The 17,010-nt window shown below is 55.9% G+C and carries 11 protein-coding genes and 3 tRNA genes; 8 read left to right on the forward strand and 6 right to left on the reverse strand.

What is annotated here, in order from left to right; all coding sequences use genetic code 11:
* Positions 1-17: 17 nt before the first annotated feature.
* Positions 18-3,089 (reverse strand): D-2-hydroxyglutarate dehydrogenase YdiJ, encoded by a 3,072-nt coding sequence (gene ydiJ, locus ACO05M_RS07995; protein ID WP_421869936.1) that lies wholly within the window; start codon positions 3,087-3,089, stop codon positions 18-20.
* A gap of 184 nt (positions 3,090-3,273) precedes the next feature.
* On the opposite strand from ydiJ, the gene hrpA reads away from it, so the two are divergent.
* The 8 genes from hrpA (at position 3,274) to ACO05M_RS08035 (ending at position 11,787) form a co-directional block, all read left to right on the forward strand.
* Positions 3,274-7,242, forward strand: a complete 3,969-nt coding sequence (hrpA, locus tag ACO05M_RS08000; protein WP_421869939.1) for an ATP-dependent RNA helicase HrpA — start codon at positions 3,274-3,276, stop codon at positions 7,240-7,242.
* 523 nt (positions 7,243-7,765) lie between these two features.
* A complete protein-coding gene (locus tag ACO05M_RS08005) occupies positions 7,766-8,722 on the forward strand; it encodes a porin (RefSeq protein WP_421869943.1) in 957 nt (318 codons plus the stop codon).
* A gap of 165 nt (positions 8,723-8,887) precedes the next feature.
* A complete protein-coding gene (locus ACO05M_RS08010; protein WP_421869946.1) occupies positions 8,888-9,598 on the forward strand; it encodes an MlaA family lipoprotein in 711 nt (236 codons plus the stop codon).
* Between the two features lie 82 nt (positions 9,599-9,680).
* Positions 9,681-10,841 (forward strand): PP2C family protein-serine/threonine phosphatase, encoded by a 1,161-nt coding sequence (locus ACO05M_RS08015; RefSeq protein WP_421869949.1) that lies wholly within the window; start codon positions 9,681-9,683, stop codon positions 10,839-10,841.
* Between the two features lie 8 nt (positions 10,842-10,849).
* The gene (locus ACO05M_RS08020) at positions 10,850-11,335 is read left to right on the forward strand and encodes an STAS domain-containing protein (protein WP_421869952.1); all 486 of its coding nucleotides are present in this window, start codon (positions 10,850-10,852) and stop codon (positions 11,333-11,335) included.
* Between the two features lie 143 nt (positions 11,336-11,478).
* Positions 11,479-11,554 (forward strand) — tRNA-Ala (locus ACO05M_RS08025).
* 58 nt (positions 11,555-11,612) lie between these two features.
* Positions 11,613-11,688, forward strand: a tRNA-Glu gene (locus ACO05M_RS08030).
* A gap of 23 nt (positions 11,689-11,711) precedes the next feature.
* Positions 11,712-11,787 (forward strand) — tRNA-Ala (locus tag ACO05M_RS08035).
* 83 nt (positions 11,788-11,870) lie between these two features.
* Here the strand turns inward: ACO05M_RS08035 and ACO05M_RS08040 are convergent.
* The 5 genes from ACO05M_RS08040 to ACO05M_RS08060 form a co-directional block, all read right to left on the reverse strand.
* Positions 11,871-12,236, reverse strand: a complete 366-nt coding sequence (locus ACO05M_RS08040; RefSeq protein WP_421869955.1) for a hypothetical protein — start codon at positions 12,234-12,236, stop codon at positions 11,871-11,873.
* Between the two features lie 299 nt (positions 12,237-12,535).
* On the reverse strand, positions 12,536-13,051 hold the full coding sequence (locus tag ACO05M_RS08045; RefSeq protein ID WP_421869958.1) for a hypothetical protein: 516 nt from the start codon (positions 13,049-13,051) through the stop codon (positions 12,536-12,538).
* A gap of 31 nt (positions 13,052-13,082) precedes the next feature.
* Positions 13,083-14,036, reverse strand: coding sequence for a lipoyl synthase (lipA, locus tag ACO05M_RS08050; RefSeq protein WP_421869962.1), 954 nt, complete (start codon positions 14,034-14,036; stop codon positions 13,083-13,085).
* A gap of 219 nt (positions 14,037-14,255) precedes the next feature.
* Entirely contained in the window at positions 14,256-15,383 is a 1,128-nt protein-coding gene (gene gcvT, locus ACO05M_RS08055) for a glycine cleavage system aminomethyltransferase GcvT (protein WP_421869965.1), read from the reverse strand.
* A 207-nt stretch (positions 15,384-15,590) separates the two neighbouring features.
* Positions 15,591-16,973 (reverse strand): alanine/glycine:cation symporter family protein, encoded by a 1,383-nt coding sequence (locus tag ACO05M_RS08060; protein ID WP_421869968.1) that lies wholly within the window; start codon positions 16,971-16,973, stop codon positions 15,591-15,593.
* Positions 16,974-17,010 lie beyond the last annotated feature (37 nt).

Genomic DNA, 17,010 nt, shown 5'->3' on the forward strand with positions numbered 1-17,010 from the left:
CTCTAGTGCTGTTCGAGTTATCGCATTGCCTGCAGCAGCGCCTGCATCGGATGCGGGATCTGCTGTTGATCCATCCGCTTAACCTGACTACGGCAGGAGTAGCCGGTGGCGACCAACGTCAGCTCCGGTTCATCGTTCGCATCCGCCGGGCTGTATTGTTCCACCATCGGTCCCCAACTCTGGCTATAGATCGCCTGCGAGGTTTCCAGGTTGTCCGCTTCGTGGCCGTAGGTGCCGGCCATGCCGCAGCAGCCCAGGTTCTGGTGGCTTAGCTCCAGCCCCAGTGCTTTGAAGATCTGCTGCCACTGGGCCACCGAGCTGGGGGCGTTGGTGCGCTCGGTGCAGTGGGCCATCAGCTGAAACCGTTTTCCAGCGCTGGTTATCGGCTGTAGCTGCTCGGTCTTGCCGACCAGCCACTCCTGAATCAGCTGTACCTGCGGTATTTCCATATCCGGCAGGGCCTTGGCGTATTCCTGGCGGTAGCTCAGGGTCATCGACGGGTCGATGCCGATCAACGGTACGTCAAACTCGGCCAGTTTTTGTAGTCGCTCAGCGCTGGCGCGGGCGGTGCGCTCGAACTGATTCAGGAAACCGTGTACGTGCAGCGGTTTGCCGTTGGGGCTGAACGGCGCAACAAAGACCTCAAAACCGAGTCGCTTGAGCAGCTCGGCGCAGTCGAGCACCAGCTGGGTCTCGAAGTAGCTGGTAAACGCGTCCTGCACCAGAATCACCGAGTTGGCTCGACGAGACTCGGACAGGTGGCGCAGCGTATCGGCACTGGCCCAGGGGATATCCCGCGCTTCCAGGCCCTGCTTGAGCGAGTGGGTACAGATGCTGGGGCTGTCGACCATGCCCAGGTACTTGCGCATCAGCTTCGCCATCGTTGGATTGGTCATGGCCCAGTTGTAGGGTGCCGGCCATTTCGCCAACCAGGGGATCAGGTACTCCAACGTACCGACCATGTAATCCTTGGCCGGACGCAGATAACGACCGTGGTACAGCGCCAGAAACTCGGAACGGAACTCCGGCACGTTGACTTTGATCGGGCACTGCGACACGCAGGATTTACAGGCCAGACAGCCCTGCATGGCGTCATAGACTTCGTGGGAGTAGTCGTACTCGCCGCGGCTCTTCTTCCAGCTGTTATGGATCTTGGCGGGCAGGTCGCGCAGCGGCAGGGCCAGTTGCAGTTTGCGTTTCTCGGTCAGCGCGTTGCTGCCGTGATTGCTGAGCAGCCGCAGCCACTCGCGCACCAGCGAGGCGCGTCCCTTGGGCGAGTGGATCCGCTGGCGGGTGCCTTTCCAGGACGGGCACATGGCATCGTTGGGATCGTAGTTGTAGCAGGCGCCATTGCCGTTGCAGTTCATCGCGCTGTCGTACTGCTCGCGCACCGCCACCGGGATCTGGCGATCCTGCTGCCCTCGGGTCGGGACGCCATCGACCCGGTACAGTTCGGCGCCGCTATCGAGCGGGGTGCAGATCTTGCCGGGGTTGAGCTGGTTGCGTGGATCAAAGGCGGCTTTGAGCTGCTGCAGACAACGGTACAGTTCCGGGCCGAACAGCTCCGGCGCGTACTCCGAACGCACCCCTTTGCCGTGCTCGCCCCATAGCAGCCCCTTGTACTTGGTGGTCAGCGCGACCACCTGATCGGTGACCTCGCGGATCAGCGCTTCCTGAACCTTGTCTTTCATGTCGATGGCCGGACGCACATGCAGCACCCCGGCATCGACATGGCCGAACATGCCGTACTCCAGCCCAAGTCCATCCAGCAGGGCTCGGAACTCGAGGATAAAGTCGGCCAGGTTCTCCGGCGGTACCGCGGTATCTTCGACGAACGGTATCGGCCGGGCGCTGCCCTTGGCGTTACCGAGCAGACCGACCGCTTTCTTACGCATCGCCCAGATCTTGTTGATCTCGGTCTGGCCGTACACCACGGTGTAGCCAAAGCTCTTGCCCGCTTGGCCAGCTTCGGCATCGAGCTGATCGGTCAGCTGTTTGACGTTGGCTTTGAGCTGGTCCGGATCGTCGGCGGTGTACTCGACCAGGTTGATCCCCTGAATCGTGCGGCCCTCGGTGGCCGGGAAGTAATCCCGTACGGTGTCCCAGACGATATCGCCCATGGCCAGGTTCAGGACCTTGGAATCGATCGTCTCGATTGAGGTCGGCTGGGCCTTCATCAGGTCCTGGGCATCGCGCAGGGCGTCGTTGAAACTGTCGTACTTGAGGTTGATCAGCGCCGCACATTGGGGGATCGGCAGTACATTGAGCTTGGCCTCGGTGATAAAGCCCAGCGTGCCCTCGCTACCGCAGAGCACCGAGTTGAGATCGAACTTTCCGTCAGGCGTGCGTAGATGGGCCAGGTCGTAACCGGTCAGGCAGCGGTTCAACTTCGGGAAACGCTGCTCGATCAACGCGGCGTTGTCGCGCTGAATGCCGTCCGCCAAGCGATGTAGCTCGCCGATCCGGTCATCGCGCTGCTGGATCTGTTCCAGCTCGGCTTGATCGATCGGGGCCGAGCGCCAACGCTGGCCGTCCAGTAGCACCGTCTCCAGCGCCAGCACATGATCGCGGGTCTTACCGTACAGGCACGAACCCTGGCCGCTGGCGTCGGTGTTGATCATGCCGCCGATGGTGGCGCGGTTGCTGGTCGACAGCTCCGGGGCAAAGAACAGCCCGAACGGCTTCAGCGCGGCGTTAAGCTGATCCTTGACCACCCCGGTCTGGACCCGAACCCAGCGCTCGTCGGCGTTGATCTCCAAAATCTGGTTCATGTACTTGGACAGATCGATGATCAGCCCGTCAGTCAGCGACTGGCCGTTGGTGCCGGTACCACCGCCCCGGGGGCTGAGGACGATATCGTCGAACTCGGGCTGATTGGCCAGCCGGGTGATCAACATCAGATCATCGCTTGAGCGCGGGTAAAGCACACCCTGGGGAAGCAGCTGGTAGATGCTGTTATCGGTCGCCAGCACCACCCGGTTGGCATAATCCGGGTTCAGGTCACCGCCGAAGCCCTGCTGCTTGAGGGTCTCGATAAACTTGAGGTAACGGGACTGTACGGGGTTGGCATCGGCGAGTCTTGGGATCATGGTCTTACCTATTGCCTAGAAAGTCAGGCTGCTGGCGAGTCGAGTTTCAGGGTATGGAGCAAAACGGCTGGCGATTATAGCAGCAATTGCAGGTTGTCTCAGCGCGTTAATGTGCTGCTATTCAGGGGTCAACTGGAGCCAGTAGGTGCCGAAAAAGGGATGAACGGCGTATAATCCTGGCCCCATGACTGACCCATTCAAATCCCTCTCCGTCCGACTCGACCAATGCCTGCTTCAGGATCAACAACCGCTGAAGCAGTTGCTGAAAGGCATCCGACGTAACGCCAAAGCCGGCAAACCCTATGATCGACTGCAGGGCAAGTTCGAGACACTGGCAGAGGCTTCCGAAGCCCGACGGTTACAACGAAGTCAGCCGATTCGACCCCAGTACGATGACAGCCTGCCGATCTGCCAGAAGCGTGAGCAGATTCTGGAGCTGATCCGTGAGCATCAGGTTATCGTACTGGCCGGTGAAACAGGTTCGGGTAAGACCACCCAGTTGCCGAAGTTCTGCTTGGAGCTGGGGCGTGGTTCCGCCGGATTAATCGGACACACCCAGCCGCGTCGGCTGGCTGCCAGGGCGGTAGCATCACGAATTGCCGAGGAGCTAGGCGAGGCGCCGGGTCACAGCGTCGGTTATCAGGTCCGCTTTGACGATACCCTCGGCGAACAGAGCCGGGTCAAGCTGATGACCGACGGTATCCTGCTGGCCGAGATCCAGCATGATCGGCTGCTGCAGAAATACGACACCCTGATCATCGATGAAGCCCACGAGCGCAGCCTCAATATCGATTTCCTGCTTGGCTTCCTCAAGCGCCTGCTGCCGCAACGACCGGATCTGAAGCTGATCATCACTTCGGCGACGATCGATGTGCAGCGCTTCTCCAAGCACTTTGATGATGCGCCGGTGCTGGAAGTCTCCGGTCGAACCTATCCGGTTGAGGTGCTCTACCGGCCGCCCGAGCTGCAGAAAGAGCAGCAGGGAGAGGAAGATGGCCGTACTCTGAACCTGCCGCAACGGATTCAGGCTGCCGTCGAAGAGATCGAACAGCTGGAGTCGGCGGGCAAAGGGCATCGGTTGGGTGATGTGCTGGTGTTTTTGCCCGGCGAGAGGGAGATCCGTGAATCGGCCGAGCAGCTGCGTAAGGCGGTCACCCATCATCAGTTGCGCGATCTTCAGGTGCTTCCTTTATATGCCCGCTTGAGTCAGGGCGAGCAAAACAAGATATTCAATCCCAGTGGGCGGGGGCGCCGGGTGGTATTGGCCACCAACGTGGCGGAAACCTCGTTGACGGTACCGGGGATTCGCTACGTGATCGATGCCGGGGTGGCGCGGATTAGCCGTTACAGTGTGCGCTCGAAGATCCAGCGCCTTCCAATTGAGCCGATCTCCCAGGCCAGTGCCAACCAGCGTAAGGGGCGTTGTGGACGGGTCTCGGCCGGCATCTGTATCCGCCTTTATAGTGAGGAAGATTTTCAATCCCGTTCCAGTTTTACCGATGCTGAAATTCTGCGCACTAACCTCGCGGCCGTCATTCTCCAGATGGAAGCGCTGGGATTGGGCAAGATGGAGCTGTTTCCGTTCATCGATCCACCTGATTCGCGCCAGATCCGCGATGGGGTCCGTCTTCTCGAGGAGCTGGGTGCGATTCAGGATGACCGGCTGACCAAGTTGGGACGTCAGTTGAGTCGTTTGCCGGTGGATCCGCGGGTCGGTCGGATGTTGCTCGAAGCGGCTCGTTACGACTGCCTGACGGAGGTGTTGATCGTCGCCTCGGTGTTAACGATTCAGGATCCAAGGGAGCGCCCCCACGATAAACAGCAGCAGGCCGACGAGAAACATCGGGTACATCAGGACAAAGATTCGGACTTTGTCGGCTTTATCAATCTGTGGAATCACTATGAGGAACAGCGTCAAGAACTGAGTCAGGGGCAATTGCGACGGTATTGCCAGAAACAGTTTCTGTCGTTTATGCGGATGCGCGAATGGCGCGATCTGCATCGACAACTCCATCTGGCCTGCAAATCACTGGGATTAACGGAGAATAAGCAACCGGCAGGTTATGCAGAAATCCACCGTTCACTGCTTGCCGGTTTACTAGGACATATCGGCTTTCGACAGGAAAATCGGGAATACCTGGGAGCTCGGAACCGGAAGTTCATGCCGTTCCCCGGCTCGGTGTTGGCCAAGGGTAAAGCGAAATGGCTGATGGCAGCCGAGTTGGTGGAAACCAGTCGCCTGTTTGCCCGCATGGCGGCCAAGATCGAGCCGGGTTGGATTGAACCCCTGGCGCCACATCTATTAAAGCGCAGTTATAGCGAGCCCCATTGGGAGAAGAAAGCCGCCCAGGTGATCGCCTACGAGCGGTTAACTTTGTACGGATTGGTGGTCGTTCCCAAGCGGCGGGTCCATTTTGGGGCTGTCGATCCGGAACAGGCCCGACAAATATTTATCCGTTCAGCGCTGGTAGAGGGGGAGTTCCATACCCGGGCGCCCTTCTTTAAGCATAATCGTGAGCTGCTCGATCAGGTCGCCGCGTTAGAGGATAAGTCCCGTCGTCGCGATATTCTGGTGGATGAGGAGCAGCTCTACGAATTCTATTTGGAGCTGATGCTGAAGCAGGGTGGCGATCGGGTCGTTAACGGTGCTTCGTTCGAACAGTGGCGTAAGAAGCTGGAGCAGCAGGATCCGAAAGCATTGTTTATGACCCGTGAGGCGTTGATGCGCCACTCGGCCAGCGGGATCAACCAGAACCAGTATCCGGATTATCTGGAGCACGAGGGGCTTAAGTTCAGGCTTCACTATCATTTCTCGCCGGGAGCGGAGGATGACGGGGTCAGTGTTGACGTGCCGGCTGCCGCTTTGCAACGACTACCATTGCAACGACTACAGTGGCTGGTTCCGGGATTATTGCGGGATAAGTGCATCGCCTTGGTCAAAAATCTGCCCAAGTCGATCCGTAAGCAGTGTGTACCGGTGCCGGACCGAGTCGATCGGTTTCTGCAGGATGCGGCAGCTGATAACAGTTCGTTGACCGAGGCGCTTGCCCATTCGTTGAAGCGCCAATGCGGTGTCCAGATTCGACCTGATGACTGGAACGAAGAGAATCTGGAAACGCACTTTTGTTTCAATATCCGCGTGTTGGATCAACACAGTAAAACACTGGCCCAAGGGCGTGACTGGCACAGCTTGGCCGAGCGATTTGCCGGGCAACAGCACGAACAGCAGGCTGATCCGCGAGCCGACTCAGAGTGGCAGCGAACCGGTATCACCGAATGGGATTTTGGTGAGCTACCGCAGCAGGTTGAGCTGGAACAGGCGGGTATGAAAATTCCTGCATTTCCGGCACTGACAGTGACCAAAGAAGGGCTCAACCTGAGTCTGCACGCCAGTCAACAACAGGCCTTGGAAGAGCACCGATGGGGGCTGGTGAGACTAATGCAGCTTCGAACGTCACGGCAACAGCGTGAAATGACCAAGCGACTGCCGGAGCTGCAGCGCAGTACCCTGTTGTTCGGTAAACTGGGGCGGCGGGAGCAACTCGAAGCCGATTTCTTCGACGCGCTGTACGATCGGGTGTTCATCCAGCCGAGACTGGCCGGTACTGGGCAACAACAGCTTGAAGCGCTGCCACGGCAAGCAGGCCAGTTTGAGGCGCTCTACAAACAACAGTTGGCGAATCTGGTGCCGGAAGCGGAAGTGCTGTCACAGCAACTTCATACCTTGCTGCTCAAGTATCAGGCGATTAATAAAAAACTCTCGGGTTCGATTCAGCTGGCTTGGGCGCCCATATTAAATGATATCCGTGAGCAGCTATCCGGGCTGATATACCTGGGCTTTATGAAAGCCACACCGGCCAGTTGGTGGCAGCGAATGCCGCTGTATTTGAAAGCTATCGAGATTCGCTTGCAGAAATATCAGCAGCAATTGAATCAGCAACGTCTGCACAGTGAGCAGCTACAGCGGCTTTGGCAAGGATACTGCAATCAACAGACTAGGATGCAGCAGGCGGGAATCAGCTCTGCGCCGTTGGTTGAATACCGCTGGATGTTAGAGGAGTACCGGATCTCGCTGTTCGCCCAACAGCTGGGTACACTCAAGCCGGTTTCCGATAAACGCCTGAAACAGTTATTTGATCAGTGTCAGATTTAGGGGGCGGTATTCATTATGGCTAGCTTGACCGCTAAAAGGCATCATGATTGAATGCCGATCGAAAATTGATGCTACCTAAACATGGTTTGTCTGTTTGAGGATACAAGTCTGGGGCAAAAGCCCTAGGTCGGTATAAATGAAGCAGATCGATAGCCATACAAATAATTGACGTTATTTGTCGGTAATATCAAAAATACTCAGTGATTGATCGGGATCCAACGGATAAGCGGTTGGTATTCACAGTTAAGCCGATACTGTTGAAATTGGCGCTAGATGAATGTTTTTTAATAACAAACCTGTCTTTGGTTAAAAAATATTCAATTTCGGTTAAAAAAATGGACAAAAAGGCTCTTTTTTTTGTTGTCAGGCCTACATTTTTCCAAATTGCTGGGTTAGAGTTGGAATCGCTTGGAATACAGGGCATCTCTCGTAAGGTCCATTGGGGAATGGATGAGAGGTGCGCCACACAGAAGTTAAAACCGTTTTAACTACTAGTACGTTAAAAATTGAAGGGGAAAACTACATGAAGAAGTCACTGATTGCTCTGGCTGTTGCCGGCGCTCTGACTGCTCCGATGATCGCTCAAGCTGACGCTACCCTGTATGGTGTGGCTCAGTACCGTGGTATCGCCAAAGACGATAGCACTTTCGAAAACAAAATGGCCAAGACCCGTCTGGGTGTTAAAGGTACTGTCGACAACGACATCGAAGGCCTGACCACTGGCTTCCAGTTCGAGTGGGAATTCTCCGGTAACGGCGATATCGATGCTACCACTGATTCTGCTGACGTATCCGTACGTAAGTCCAACGTTTACCTGAAGGGTGACTTCGGTATCGTTGCTCTGGGTCGTATGAACAACCCGGCTAACGCTGCGGAAGCCAAGACCGATATCCTGGGTAATGACTCTGCTTTCGGTCACATGGTTCCTGACCGTGTTGGTCGTGCTGCTGGTTACATCACTCCGACCTTCTCCGGCTTCGAGGCTTACATTGTAGCTGGTGCTGACGGTGCGGCTGAAGATCGCGTTGCTGGTGACGAGAACAATGACGTAGACGCACTGGTCTACGGTGTTAACTACAGCGGCATGGGCTTCGGCGCTTCTGTTGGTGTACTTGACCTTCCGGAAGCTACTGACGGTGCTGGCGACATCACTATCACTACTTTCGGTCTGTCTTATGACGGTATCGAAAATCTGTACCTGGGTGCGACTTACTCCGACAAGGATGACGATACTGCTGCTGCAGATCTAGACACCACTTCCCTGGCTGCTTCTTACAGCTTCGGCAAAGTAACTCTGGCTGGTATCTACACCATCCGTGACGAAGACGGTGCTGAAGAGCAGAAGCAGACTCTGGTAGGTGTACGTTACGCACTGGGTGCCAAAGCTTCCGTAGGTGTTGACTACGCATTCTACGACAGCGATGCAGAAGCTGCTGGCAACAAGGACACTCTGGTTCTTGAGTACACTCTGTCCTTCTAAGTTGTCCTGACAACTTAAAGACGATAAAAAGGGTTCCTTCGGGAACCCTTTTTTGTGGATATTTAATGGACTCGGATCAATGACTTGTCTATCGTCTACCGCTAGGTTACCGGTTACGGTTGTCCTCGGTCGGAGGATACAAAGATAAGATTTGAAGGGAATGTTGTGAAAGGTCGACGTATATCTTGGGCGCTGGTCGCGCTGGCCTGTTTAATGCTGCCATTAAGTCTGCAGGCGCAGGAAGTCAAGGAAGTAGATCCTTGGGAAGGGTTTAACCGCAAGATTTTCGAGTTTAATGAGTTCTTTGATCGCAACCTGCTGCTGCCGGTAACAAAAGGTTATATCGCGGTGACACCGGAAGCGGTTCAGACCGGAGTCAGTAATTTCTTTGGTAACCTTGACGACTTTGTCTCACTGGTTAGTAATGTGCTGCAGCTGAAAATGCATAATGCAGCTCAGGATACGAGTCGAGTTGTGGCTAATACCTTCTTTGGTTTGGGAGGCCTGATCGATGTGGCCACGCCAATGGGAATTCCCAAGCAGGATGAGGAGTTCGGCCAAGTATTGGGGTATTGGGGTGTGCCTACTGGCCCCTATCTGGTATTGCCGTTCTTAGGGCCAAGCAACGTCCGGGACGGGATCGCCTGGTATCCGAATGTAATGATCCATCCGACGTCGCAGATGGAGCAGGATCGTTACTACTGGAGCATGGTCGCTCTGTGGGCGGTTGATCGACGTGCTGGCTTAATTGAGACTGAAGGCCTGATTAGCGGCGATCGCTATAGCTTTATCCGTGATGCCTATCTGCAGCGCCGTGAATTCCAAGTCAACGATGGTATGATCAATGACGAGTTCGGTGATGAGGACGATTTCTAATTTCGTCCTATGAAGTATGTTAGCCACGGTTGGCGGTCAGAGTGTGGTTGCCAGAGTGTGGAGTGAGGGGACGCGGGACGTTATGAGTAGCGCACGTTACTGTATGCTGGTTGCCGATAGCGAATCCTATCCCGGTGTCGGGAGTCTGATAGAACAGCTTGGTGCAGATAGCACGCTACAGCTGGAAGTCTTTGATGACCCTTCGAAAGCGCTTGAGGCTATACAGAAAAGACCGCCGTTGCTGCTGATTGCCCAGCCGGATTGGGCGACTGAGCCGGATTTTTTGAGCCAGGCCAGTCAGGCGATTCAGCCCTGCCCGACCATTGCATTGGTGAAGACCTCTGCAACCGACGATGTGATGGAACTGCTTGCTGGCGGCGCTTCGGATCTGCTGGCTTTGCCGATTACTGATCGAAACACAGTTGATCATATCCTGAGCCGCAATCTGGAACGTGCTGAGCTGTTGAACCAGAGTCAGTACTTCCGCGACGAGCTTGAGCAGAGCTTGGCCCTGCTGAAAGAGGACCAGCAGGCAGGGCGCCAGGTGCAGCTGAAGATGCTGCCCTCCAATCAGATCGTTATCAACGATTACCACTTCGAGTATCGGATCAAACCCTCACTGTTTCTCAGTGGTGACTTTGTCGATTACTTCCGTATCTCCGAATCCCTGTCGATGTTTTATCTGGCCGATATTTCAGGGCACGGTGCCTCCTCGGCTTTTGTGACCGTGTTGCTGAAGAACATGACCAATCGCCTGCTGCGCAATTACAATCGCGGTTCCAGTTTCCATATCCTGTCGCCTACCGATGTGTTGGCACGGGTCAATAAGGAGCTGCTGGATACAGGGCTGGGTAAGCACATGACGATCTTTGTCGGCCTGCTGGATCGAATCGAAAACACCCTTCAGTACGGGGTTGGAGGTCATTTCCCCATGCCGATTCTACGGCAGGGTGATCGGGCCGAATACCTGGGCGGTTGCGGCATGCCGGTGGGGCTGTTTGATGATGCCGAGTTCGAAGGACGGATTGTCGAGCTGGAGGACGAATTCAGTCTGACGCTATTTTCTGATGGTGTCTTGGAGGTTCTGGATCAGCCGGACCTCAAAGCCAAGGAAAAGTGCTTGCTGGATGTTGCAGCGCAGGGCTATGATGACCTTGACGATCTGGCAAGGAAGCTGGGTATTGATCATGTGGATGACGCGCCGGATGATATCGCCGCGCTCAGTGTTACCAGACGGTTATAACGGCTACCATGTCGAGCGGAAAAATTCTGTTTGCCGAGCAAGACGGCAACTATGTACTGAAGTTTGTCGGCGATGTCCGATTGACTCTGTGTTCTACTCTGGACCAGTTTCTGGCTTCAACGCTGGATAACGACAATTTTAAGACGGTATTGATCGATCTGACCGAGACGGAAGGGATCGACAGTACGTCGTTGGGGTTGTTGGCTAAGATTTCAGTCCGCATGAAGCAGCGTTATCAGCAGCTTCCCACCATTATCTCCACCAATGAAGACATCACTCGTGTTCTGCTGAGCATGGGCTTTGATCGTGTCTTTATCCTGATTCAGGAAGCTTTTGAAGGGCAGACGGCCTTGCAGGAGTTGGATGTACTTCAGGACTCGGAGGAGAACGTCAGATCCTGTGTGTTGGACGCCCATCGAACGTTGATGGAACTTAACGACGACAACCGGGAGAAGTTTCAGGACCTGGTTCGCTCGTTGGAAATTGAGGGTTAGATTAAGGATTGATCAATTGAAATTCGGTCGATATTTGAGCTTGAATTCGGTCATTTTATCGCCTCGATTTTAGTCTGATTTTTCTTTAAAAATCCCTTGATCCCCCCACCTAAGTGCCTATAGAATACGCCCACGTTTTGCACGGGGCCTTAGCTCAGCTGGGAGAGCGCAACACTGGCAGTGTTGAGGTCAGCGGTTCGATCCCGCTAGGCTCCACCAATTCTTTCCACTCGGTTAAGAATTTGCAGAATGTACACTTAATCAAGTGTACCGTAGCGTCCCATTCGTCTAGTGGCCTAGGACACCGCCCTTTCACGGCGGTAACAGGGGTTCGAACCCCCTATGGGACGCCATCTTTCTTCCATCCGGAAGTCGTGGGGCCTTAGCTCAGCTGGGAGAGCGCAACACTGGCAGTGTTGAGGTCAGCGGTTCGATCCCGCTAGGCTCCACCAATTTTCTTCGTTTATCCCTATTATTTTTGTTTGGTTTAAAAATCAAGCTGGGGGTTGGCGCGTGTGCAGCTTTTGTCGCTCTACTAGTCCATTAATAGCCAATCAAGAGCTTGGCCGGATGATTCGAAGACTCGGGTCTCGACATCTCCGATGGTGCAGACGTTGGCCAGATGCGCGTAATAGCTATCATCGGAACCGAGGGTTCGCACGATCGCCATCTGTCTACAGTGGGGCAAATCCTGTTTGAACTCCATCGCCAGGTTGTCTAGTTCAAGCAGCGTTAACGGGCTCAAATCCGCTTTGCGATAATCCACCAGGACGCGATCGCAATCGCTGTAGAAGCCTGCAGAGTCGATACGCGCCTGCTTGATTTCAGCGACCGAAAGCGGACCGCTTTGATACACGGTGAGGTAACGGTGACAGTCAGAAAGCTGGATCAGCGTCGGCATACAAGGCTTATTTTCGATGGTTTCAGGTGCTAGTTTGACTGGGAAGAATACCCAGGTCCATCCGCTATTGGGCTTATCCGAGCTGCTTTATTCAATGCTATCTTCTGCTGCACATAATCAAGCACTTGCTGTTAAGCAGAGTTGCTAGAGCTGTTGCCAACTAGGGTTATGGAGAATGCCTGTTAGGGCTGACTAGCGGGTAAAGAGGGAGTCGGGTTGAACAACGGGCCACTTGCCCTGGCCAAAGCCAGCTGATCTGGCTTTGGCTCATTGATAGGGCGGCACTTGGCGGATCGGATTTAATGGCTGAGTTGCTGTATCCAGCGCTGGAACAGCTCGTGATCTTGCTGCTTGAGTAATAGGCTAAGCTCACCACAAGCCGCGCTGGGGCGGATGCACAATGAGTCCGGCTGGTTACCCAGATGCGCCTCATCGATCGTATGATGCTCCAGGGCTTGCAGGGTAGACCAGATGCCGCTATCAACGCTCAGGTGCAAGCTGGTATCCGGGATTAGTTCCACCTCGATCTGCTCTCCCAGTACGGCACGAAGTCCGCTTTCGAGATCATAGCCAAAACGTGGATGAGCAATGGCAATCACTTCTTCGTGATCGAGCCAAACCAACAGTAGGTCCCGGCAACGGCTAATCCCTTTGGGGTTAACCGGGCGGGGACAGCCAAGGGTTTCACCCAGCGCGATCATCAAGCGTTGATCGTCGTGGTTACCTTGCAGATTCAACTCGGCCAAGCTTGGTTCCGACACCAGCTCGGCAGGGTGAGAACCGGATGTCAGACTGACCAGATTCAGTGATTGCATGGTATTACCTCTGTGAAAAACTGACGACGTTTCAGTCCACTCGCTGGCCATCGGCTTGACGGTCTGCGTGGTAGGACGAGCGCACCATCGGGCCGGCGGCCACACTCTCGAAGCCCAGCTCATAGCCGGTCTGCTCCAGCTGCTTGAACTCCGCCGGCGTCACATAACGCTCAACCGCCAGGTGGTGGCGACTGGGTTGCAGGTACTGGCCGATGGTCAGCATGCTGACGTCATGGGCTCGCAGGTCTTTCATCACGTCAACGATCTCTTCCAAGGTCTCTCCCAGACCGACCATCAGACCGGACTTGGTTGCTACTTCCGGGTGTTGCTGCTTGTAACGCGACAGCAGCTCCAGAGAGCCCTGGTAGCTGGCGCCGGGGCGGCAGCTGGCGTAGAGCCGGGGTACGGTTTCCAGGTTGTGGTTGAGGATATCGGGCGCGTCCTGGGCGAGTTCTTCCAGAGCGCGATCGAGTTTGCCGCGAAAATCCGGCACCAGAATTTCGATCCGGGTCTGCGGGTTCAGGCGACGATTTTCACGGACACAGGCGCTGAAATGGGCCGCACCGCCGTCACGCAGGTCATCACGGTCGACCGAGGTGATTACCGCGTGGGCCAGTCCCAGCTTGGTAATCGTGTTGGCGACCTCAAGGGGTTCTTCCGGATTCAGCGCCATCGGCTTACCGTGGGCCACATCGCAGAACGGGCAGCGACGGGTGCAGATGGCGCCCATGATCATGAAGGTGGCGGTACGCTTGCTGAAGCATTCGGCCAGGTTAGGGCAGGAGGCCTGCTCGCAAACGGTGTGCAATTTTTTCTCGCGCAATTCGGCTTTAACCTTGGAGACATTCGCGTTACTGCGGGCGTCGATCCGAATCCATTCCGGCTTACGGAGACGCTGACGCTCTGGATCGGGCTTGATCTTCAGCCGCGACATCTTGGATTCGCCTTTTAGCTGCTTCAGTTCAACGGTTTCGATCAGTTCCATAGGTGCCTCCGGGATTAACACCAAATGCGGCTGTAAGTTCTATTGAACAGGCTGAATTGCCTGGGGCCGCTGCACGAGTGTCCGCAACGGATGAGATCCGCTGAAGACAGGTTGAATAAGGGGTGGTTTACTTCGGGATATAGCAACCGCTGCTGTTTGCCCGAAAGGAACCAGCAGCGGTTGGGCGAGCCTAGGTGCTCTTAATTAGCCACGCAAACGTTAACCGCGGTAGTAGCGCTGCGGTACGAATGGGGTCTTGGCAACGGTCATCGGCAGTTGCTTACCACGGACCACGGCGAAGACTTCGGTATCGATCGCGGCATAGTCAAAGGCAACGTAGCCCATCGCAACCGGTGCACCGGCGGTCGGGCCGAAGGTGCCGCTGGTGACGGTACCGATGGTTTCGCCCTGGGCGTTGACCAGCTCGGTGCCCTCACGAACCGGTGCACGGCCCTGACCCAGCAGGCCCACGCGCTTGCGATCGGCCTTCTTCTCCTGGATCTGTGCCAGTACGGTTTCTGCACCCGGGAAGCCACCTTCACGCTCACCTTCCAGGCGACGGTTCTTGCTGATTGCCCACAGCAGGCTGGCTTCGTAAGGGGTGGTGGTGGTGTCGATGTCATTGCCGTACAGGCACAGACCGGCTTCCAGACGCAGGGAGTCACGGGCGCCCAGGCCGATGGCTTCGACTTCCGGCTGCTCCAGCAGTGCTTTGGCCAGCTCGGTGGCTTGGCTGGACGGCACGGAGATCTCGAAGCCGTCTTCACCGGTGTAACCGGCACGGCCGATGTAGCAGTCGATGCCGTTGATCTGGATGGTTTGGAAGTCCATGAAGACCATCTCGGTGACGGACGGCTGCAGGCGCGCCAGGGCGTCAACGGCTTTCGGGCCCTGCAGTGCCAGCAGGGAACGGTCTTCGAGAACTTCGATCTCAACGCCTTCACCCAGGTTGGCGCGCATGTGAGCGATATCCTGCTCCTTGCATGCAGCGTTTACCACAACCATCAGCTTGTCGCCCAGGTTGCTGACCATCAGGTCGTCCATGATGCCGCCGGCATCGTTGGTGAACAGGGCGTAACGCTGCTTGCCGGCCGGCAGGTCGATGATGTCGACCGGAACCAGCTTCTCCAGCGCTGCGGCGGCGCCTTCGCCGTGCAGCAGCACCTGACCCATGTGGGAAACGTCGAACAGGCCGGCCTGCTCACGGGTATGGTTGTGCTCTTTCTTGACACCCAGCGGGTATTGAACCGGCATTTCGTAACCGGCGAACGGCACCATCTTGGCGCCCAGTTCAACATGAAGATCGTACAGGGCTGTTTTAGCCAGGGCTTGTTCGTTCTGTGACATGGGTGTCTCCTGCAAGCAGTTTAGTGACTGTTGTTTGTTGTCCGGCCCGGGTCTATTGGATCAAGTCCAGGCCTGGTTTGGGTTTGATTCAGCACACCGATCGATGCGCTCAAGCAAACCAAAAGTTCGTTTCCCCGAGGGGAGGAACCGTGCCCGTGAGCCAAGCACGGTTCCAGGGGGGAGCATTAAGCTCCGGGTTTCAAGTCCTTAGGACTTAGATTCAGCCGCTTCACCGTCGTTTTCTTGACGAGCAAAGTACTCGCGAGCCAGCTTGAACACAACCGGGCTCAGCAGCGCCAGTGCGATCAGGTTCGGGATCGCCATCATGGCGTTCAGGGTATCAGCCAGCAGCCAGACGAAGTCGAGGCTGACAACGGTACCGACCGGAACGGCCAGGATCCACAGCAGGCGGAACGGCTTGATAATCTTGACGCCGAACAGGTACTCAGCACAACGCTCACTATAGACGCTCCAACCAAGGATGGTGGTGAAGGCGAAGATAGCCAGAGAGATGGCAACCAGGTAGTTACCTACGCCCGGCAGGGCACCGGCAAAGGCCGCAGAGGTCAGCGCCGCACCGGAATCACCGCTGGTCCAAACGCCGGAGGTGATGATAACCAGACCGGTGATGGAACAGATGATGATGGTATCGATGAAGGTACCCAGCATCGCGATCAGACCCTGACGAACCGGATCTTTGGTCTGTGCAGAAGCGTGAGCGATCGGGGCACTACCCAGACCGGCTTCGTTGGAGAAGACACCACGGGCTACACCAAAGCGGATAGCAGCCCAGACAGCAGCGCCGGCGAAGCCACCTTGAGCGGCAACCGGAGAGAAGGCGTGGGTGAAGACCAGATCGAAAGCAGCCGGGATGGCATCGGCATTAACCGCCAGGGCAGTCAGACCGGCCAGCAGGTAAGCGATCGCCATGAAGGGTACCAGGTAACCGGCAACGTTACCGATACGTTTGATACCACCGATCAGAACCGCCGCGGTCAGAACCATCAGAACCACACCAGAGACCCACATCGGCACGCCGAAATTGGACTCGATGACGCTGGCAACGGAGTTGGATTGTACGGTGTTACCGATACCGAAACCGGCGATGGTACCGAAGATGGCGAACAGCGTACCCATCCAGGCCCACTTGCTGCCCAGACCGTTCTTGATGTAGTACATCGGGCCACCAACGTGGTTGCCTTCTTCGTCGACTTCGCGGTATTTCACAGCCAGAACGGCTTCAGAGAACTTGGTTGCCATACCGACCAGGGCGGTACACCACATCCAGAACAGTGCGCCCGGACCACCCAGGAAGATGGCGGTAGCAACACCAGCGATGTTACCGGTACCGACGGTAGCGGACAGGGCGGTCATCAAGGCGTTGAACGGGGAGATCTCACCCTCCTGGTCCTCACCTTTACGGGCCGAACGGCCACCCCACATCAGTTTGATACCGGTTCCCAGTTTCAGAATCGGTAAGAGTTTCAGACCCAGTTGCAGGAACAAGCCTACACCCAGAATCAGAACCAGCATCATCGGTCCCCAGACGATGCCGTTTATCGTTTCGATCACTCCAGTGAGCATCTCCATAGTTTTACCCTCATGGTTTTTATAGTTATGCCGCCTT

Origin of the sequence: Motiliproteus sp., from assembly GCF_965230735.1 — a bacterium.
Classification (GTDB): domain Bacteria; phylum Pseudomonadota; class Gammaproteobacteria; order Pseudomonadales; family Balneatricaceae; genus Motiliproteus.

Coding starts and splice junctions, on each gene's coding strand:
- ydiJ (WP_421869936.1), bottom strand. CDS start 3,089: ATGATCCCAAGACTCGCCGATGCCAACCCCGTACAGTCCCGTTACCTC.
- hrpA (WP_421869939.1), top strand. CDS start 3,274: ATGACTGACCCATTCAAATCCCTCTCCGTCCGACTCGACCAATGCCTG.
- ACO05M_RS08005 (WP_421869943.1), top strand. CDS start 7,766: ATGAAGAAGTCACTGATTGCTCTGGCTGTTGCCGGCGCTCTGACTGCT.
- ACO05M_RS08015 (WP_421869949.1), top strand. CDS start 9,681: ATGAGTAGCGCACGTTACTGTATGCTGGTTGCCGATAGCGAATCCTAT.
- ACO05M_RS08020 (WP_421869952.1), top strand. CDS start 10,850: ATGTCGAGCGGAAAAATTCTGTTTGCCGAGCAAGACGGCAACTATGTA.
- ACO05M_RS08040 (WP_421869955.1), bottom strand. CDS start 12,236: ATGCCGACGCTGATCCAGCTTTCTGACTGTCACCGTTACCTCACCGTG.
- ACO05M_RS08045 (WP_421869958.1), bottom strand. CDS start 13,051: ATGCAATCACTGAATCTGGTCAGTCTGACATCCGGTTCTCACCCTGCC.
- lipA (WP_421869962.1), bottom strand. CDS start 14,036: ATGGAACTGATCGAAACCGTTGAACTGAAGCAGCTAAAAGGCGAATCC.
- gcvT (WP_421869965.1), bottom strand. CDS start 15,383: ATGTCACAGAACGAACAAGCCCTGGCTAAAACAGCCCTGTACGATCTT.
- ACO05M_RS08060 (WP_421869968.1), bottom strand. CDS start 16,973: ATGGAGATGCTCACTGGAGTGATCGAAACGATAAACGGCATCGTCTGG.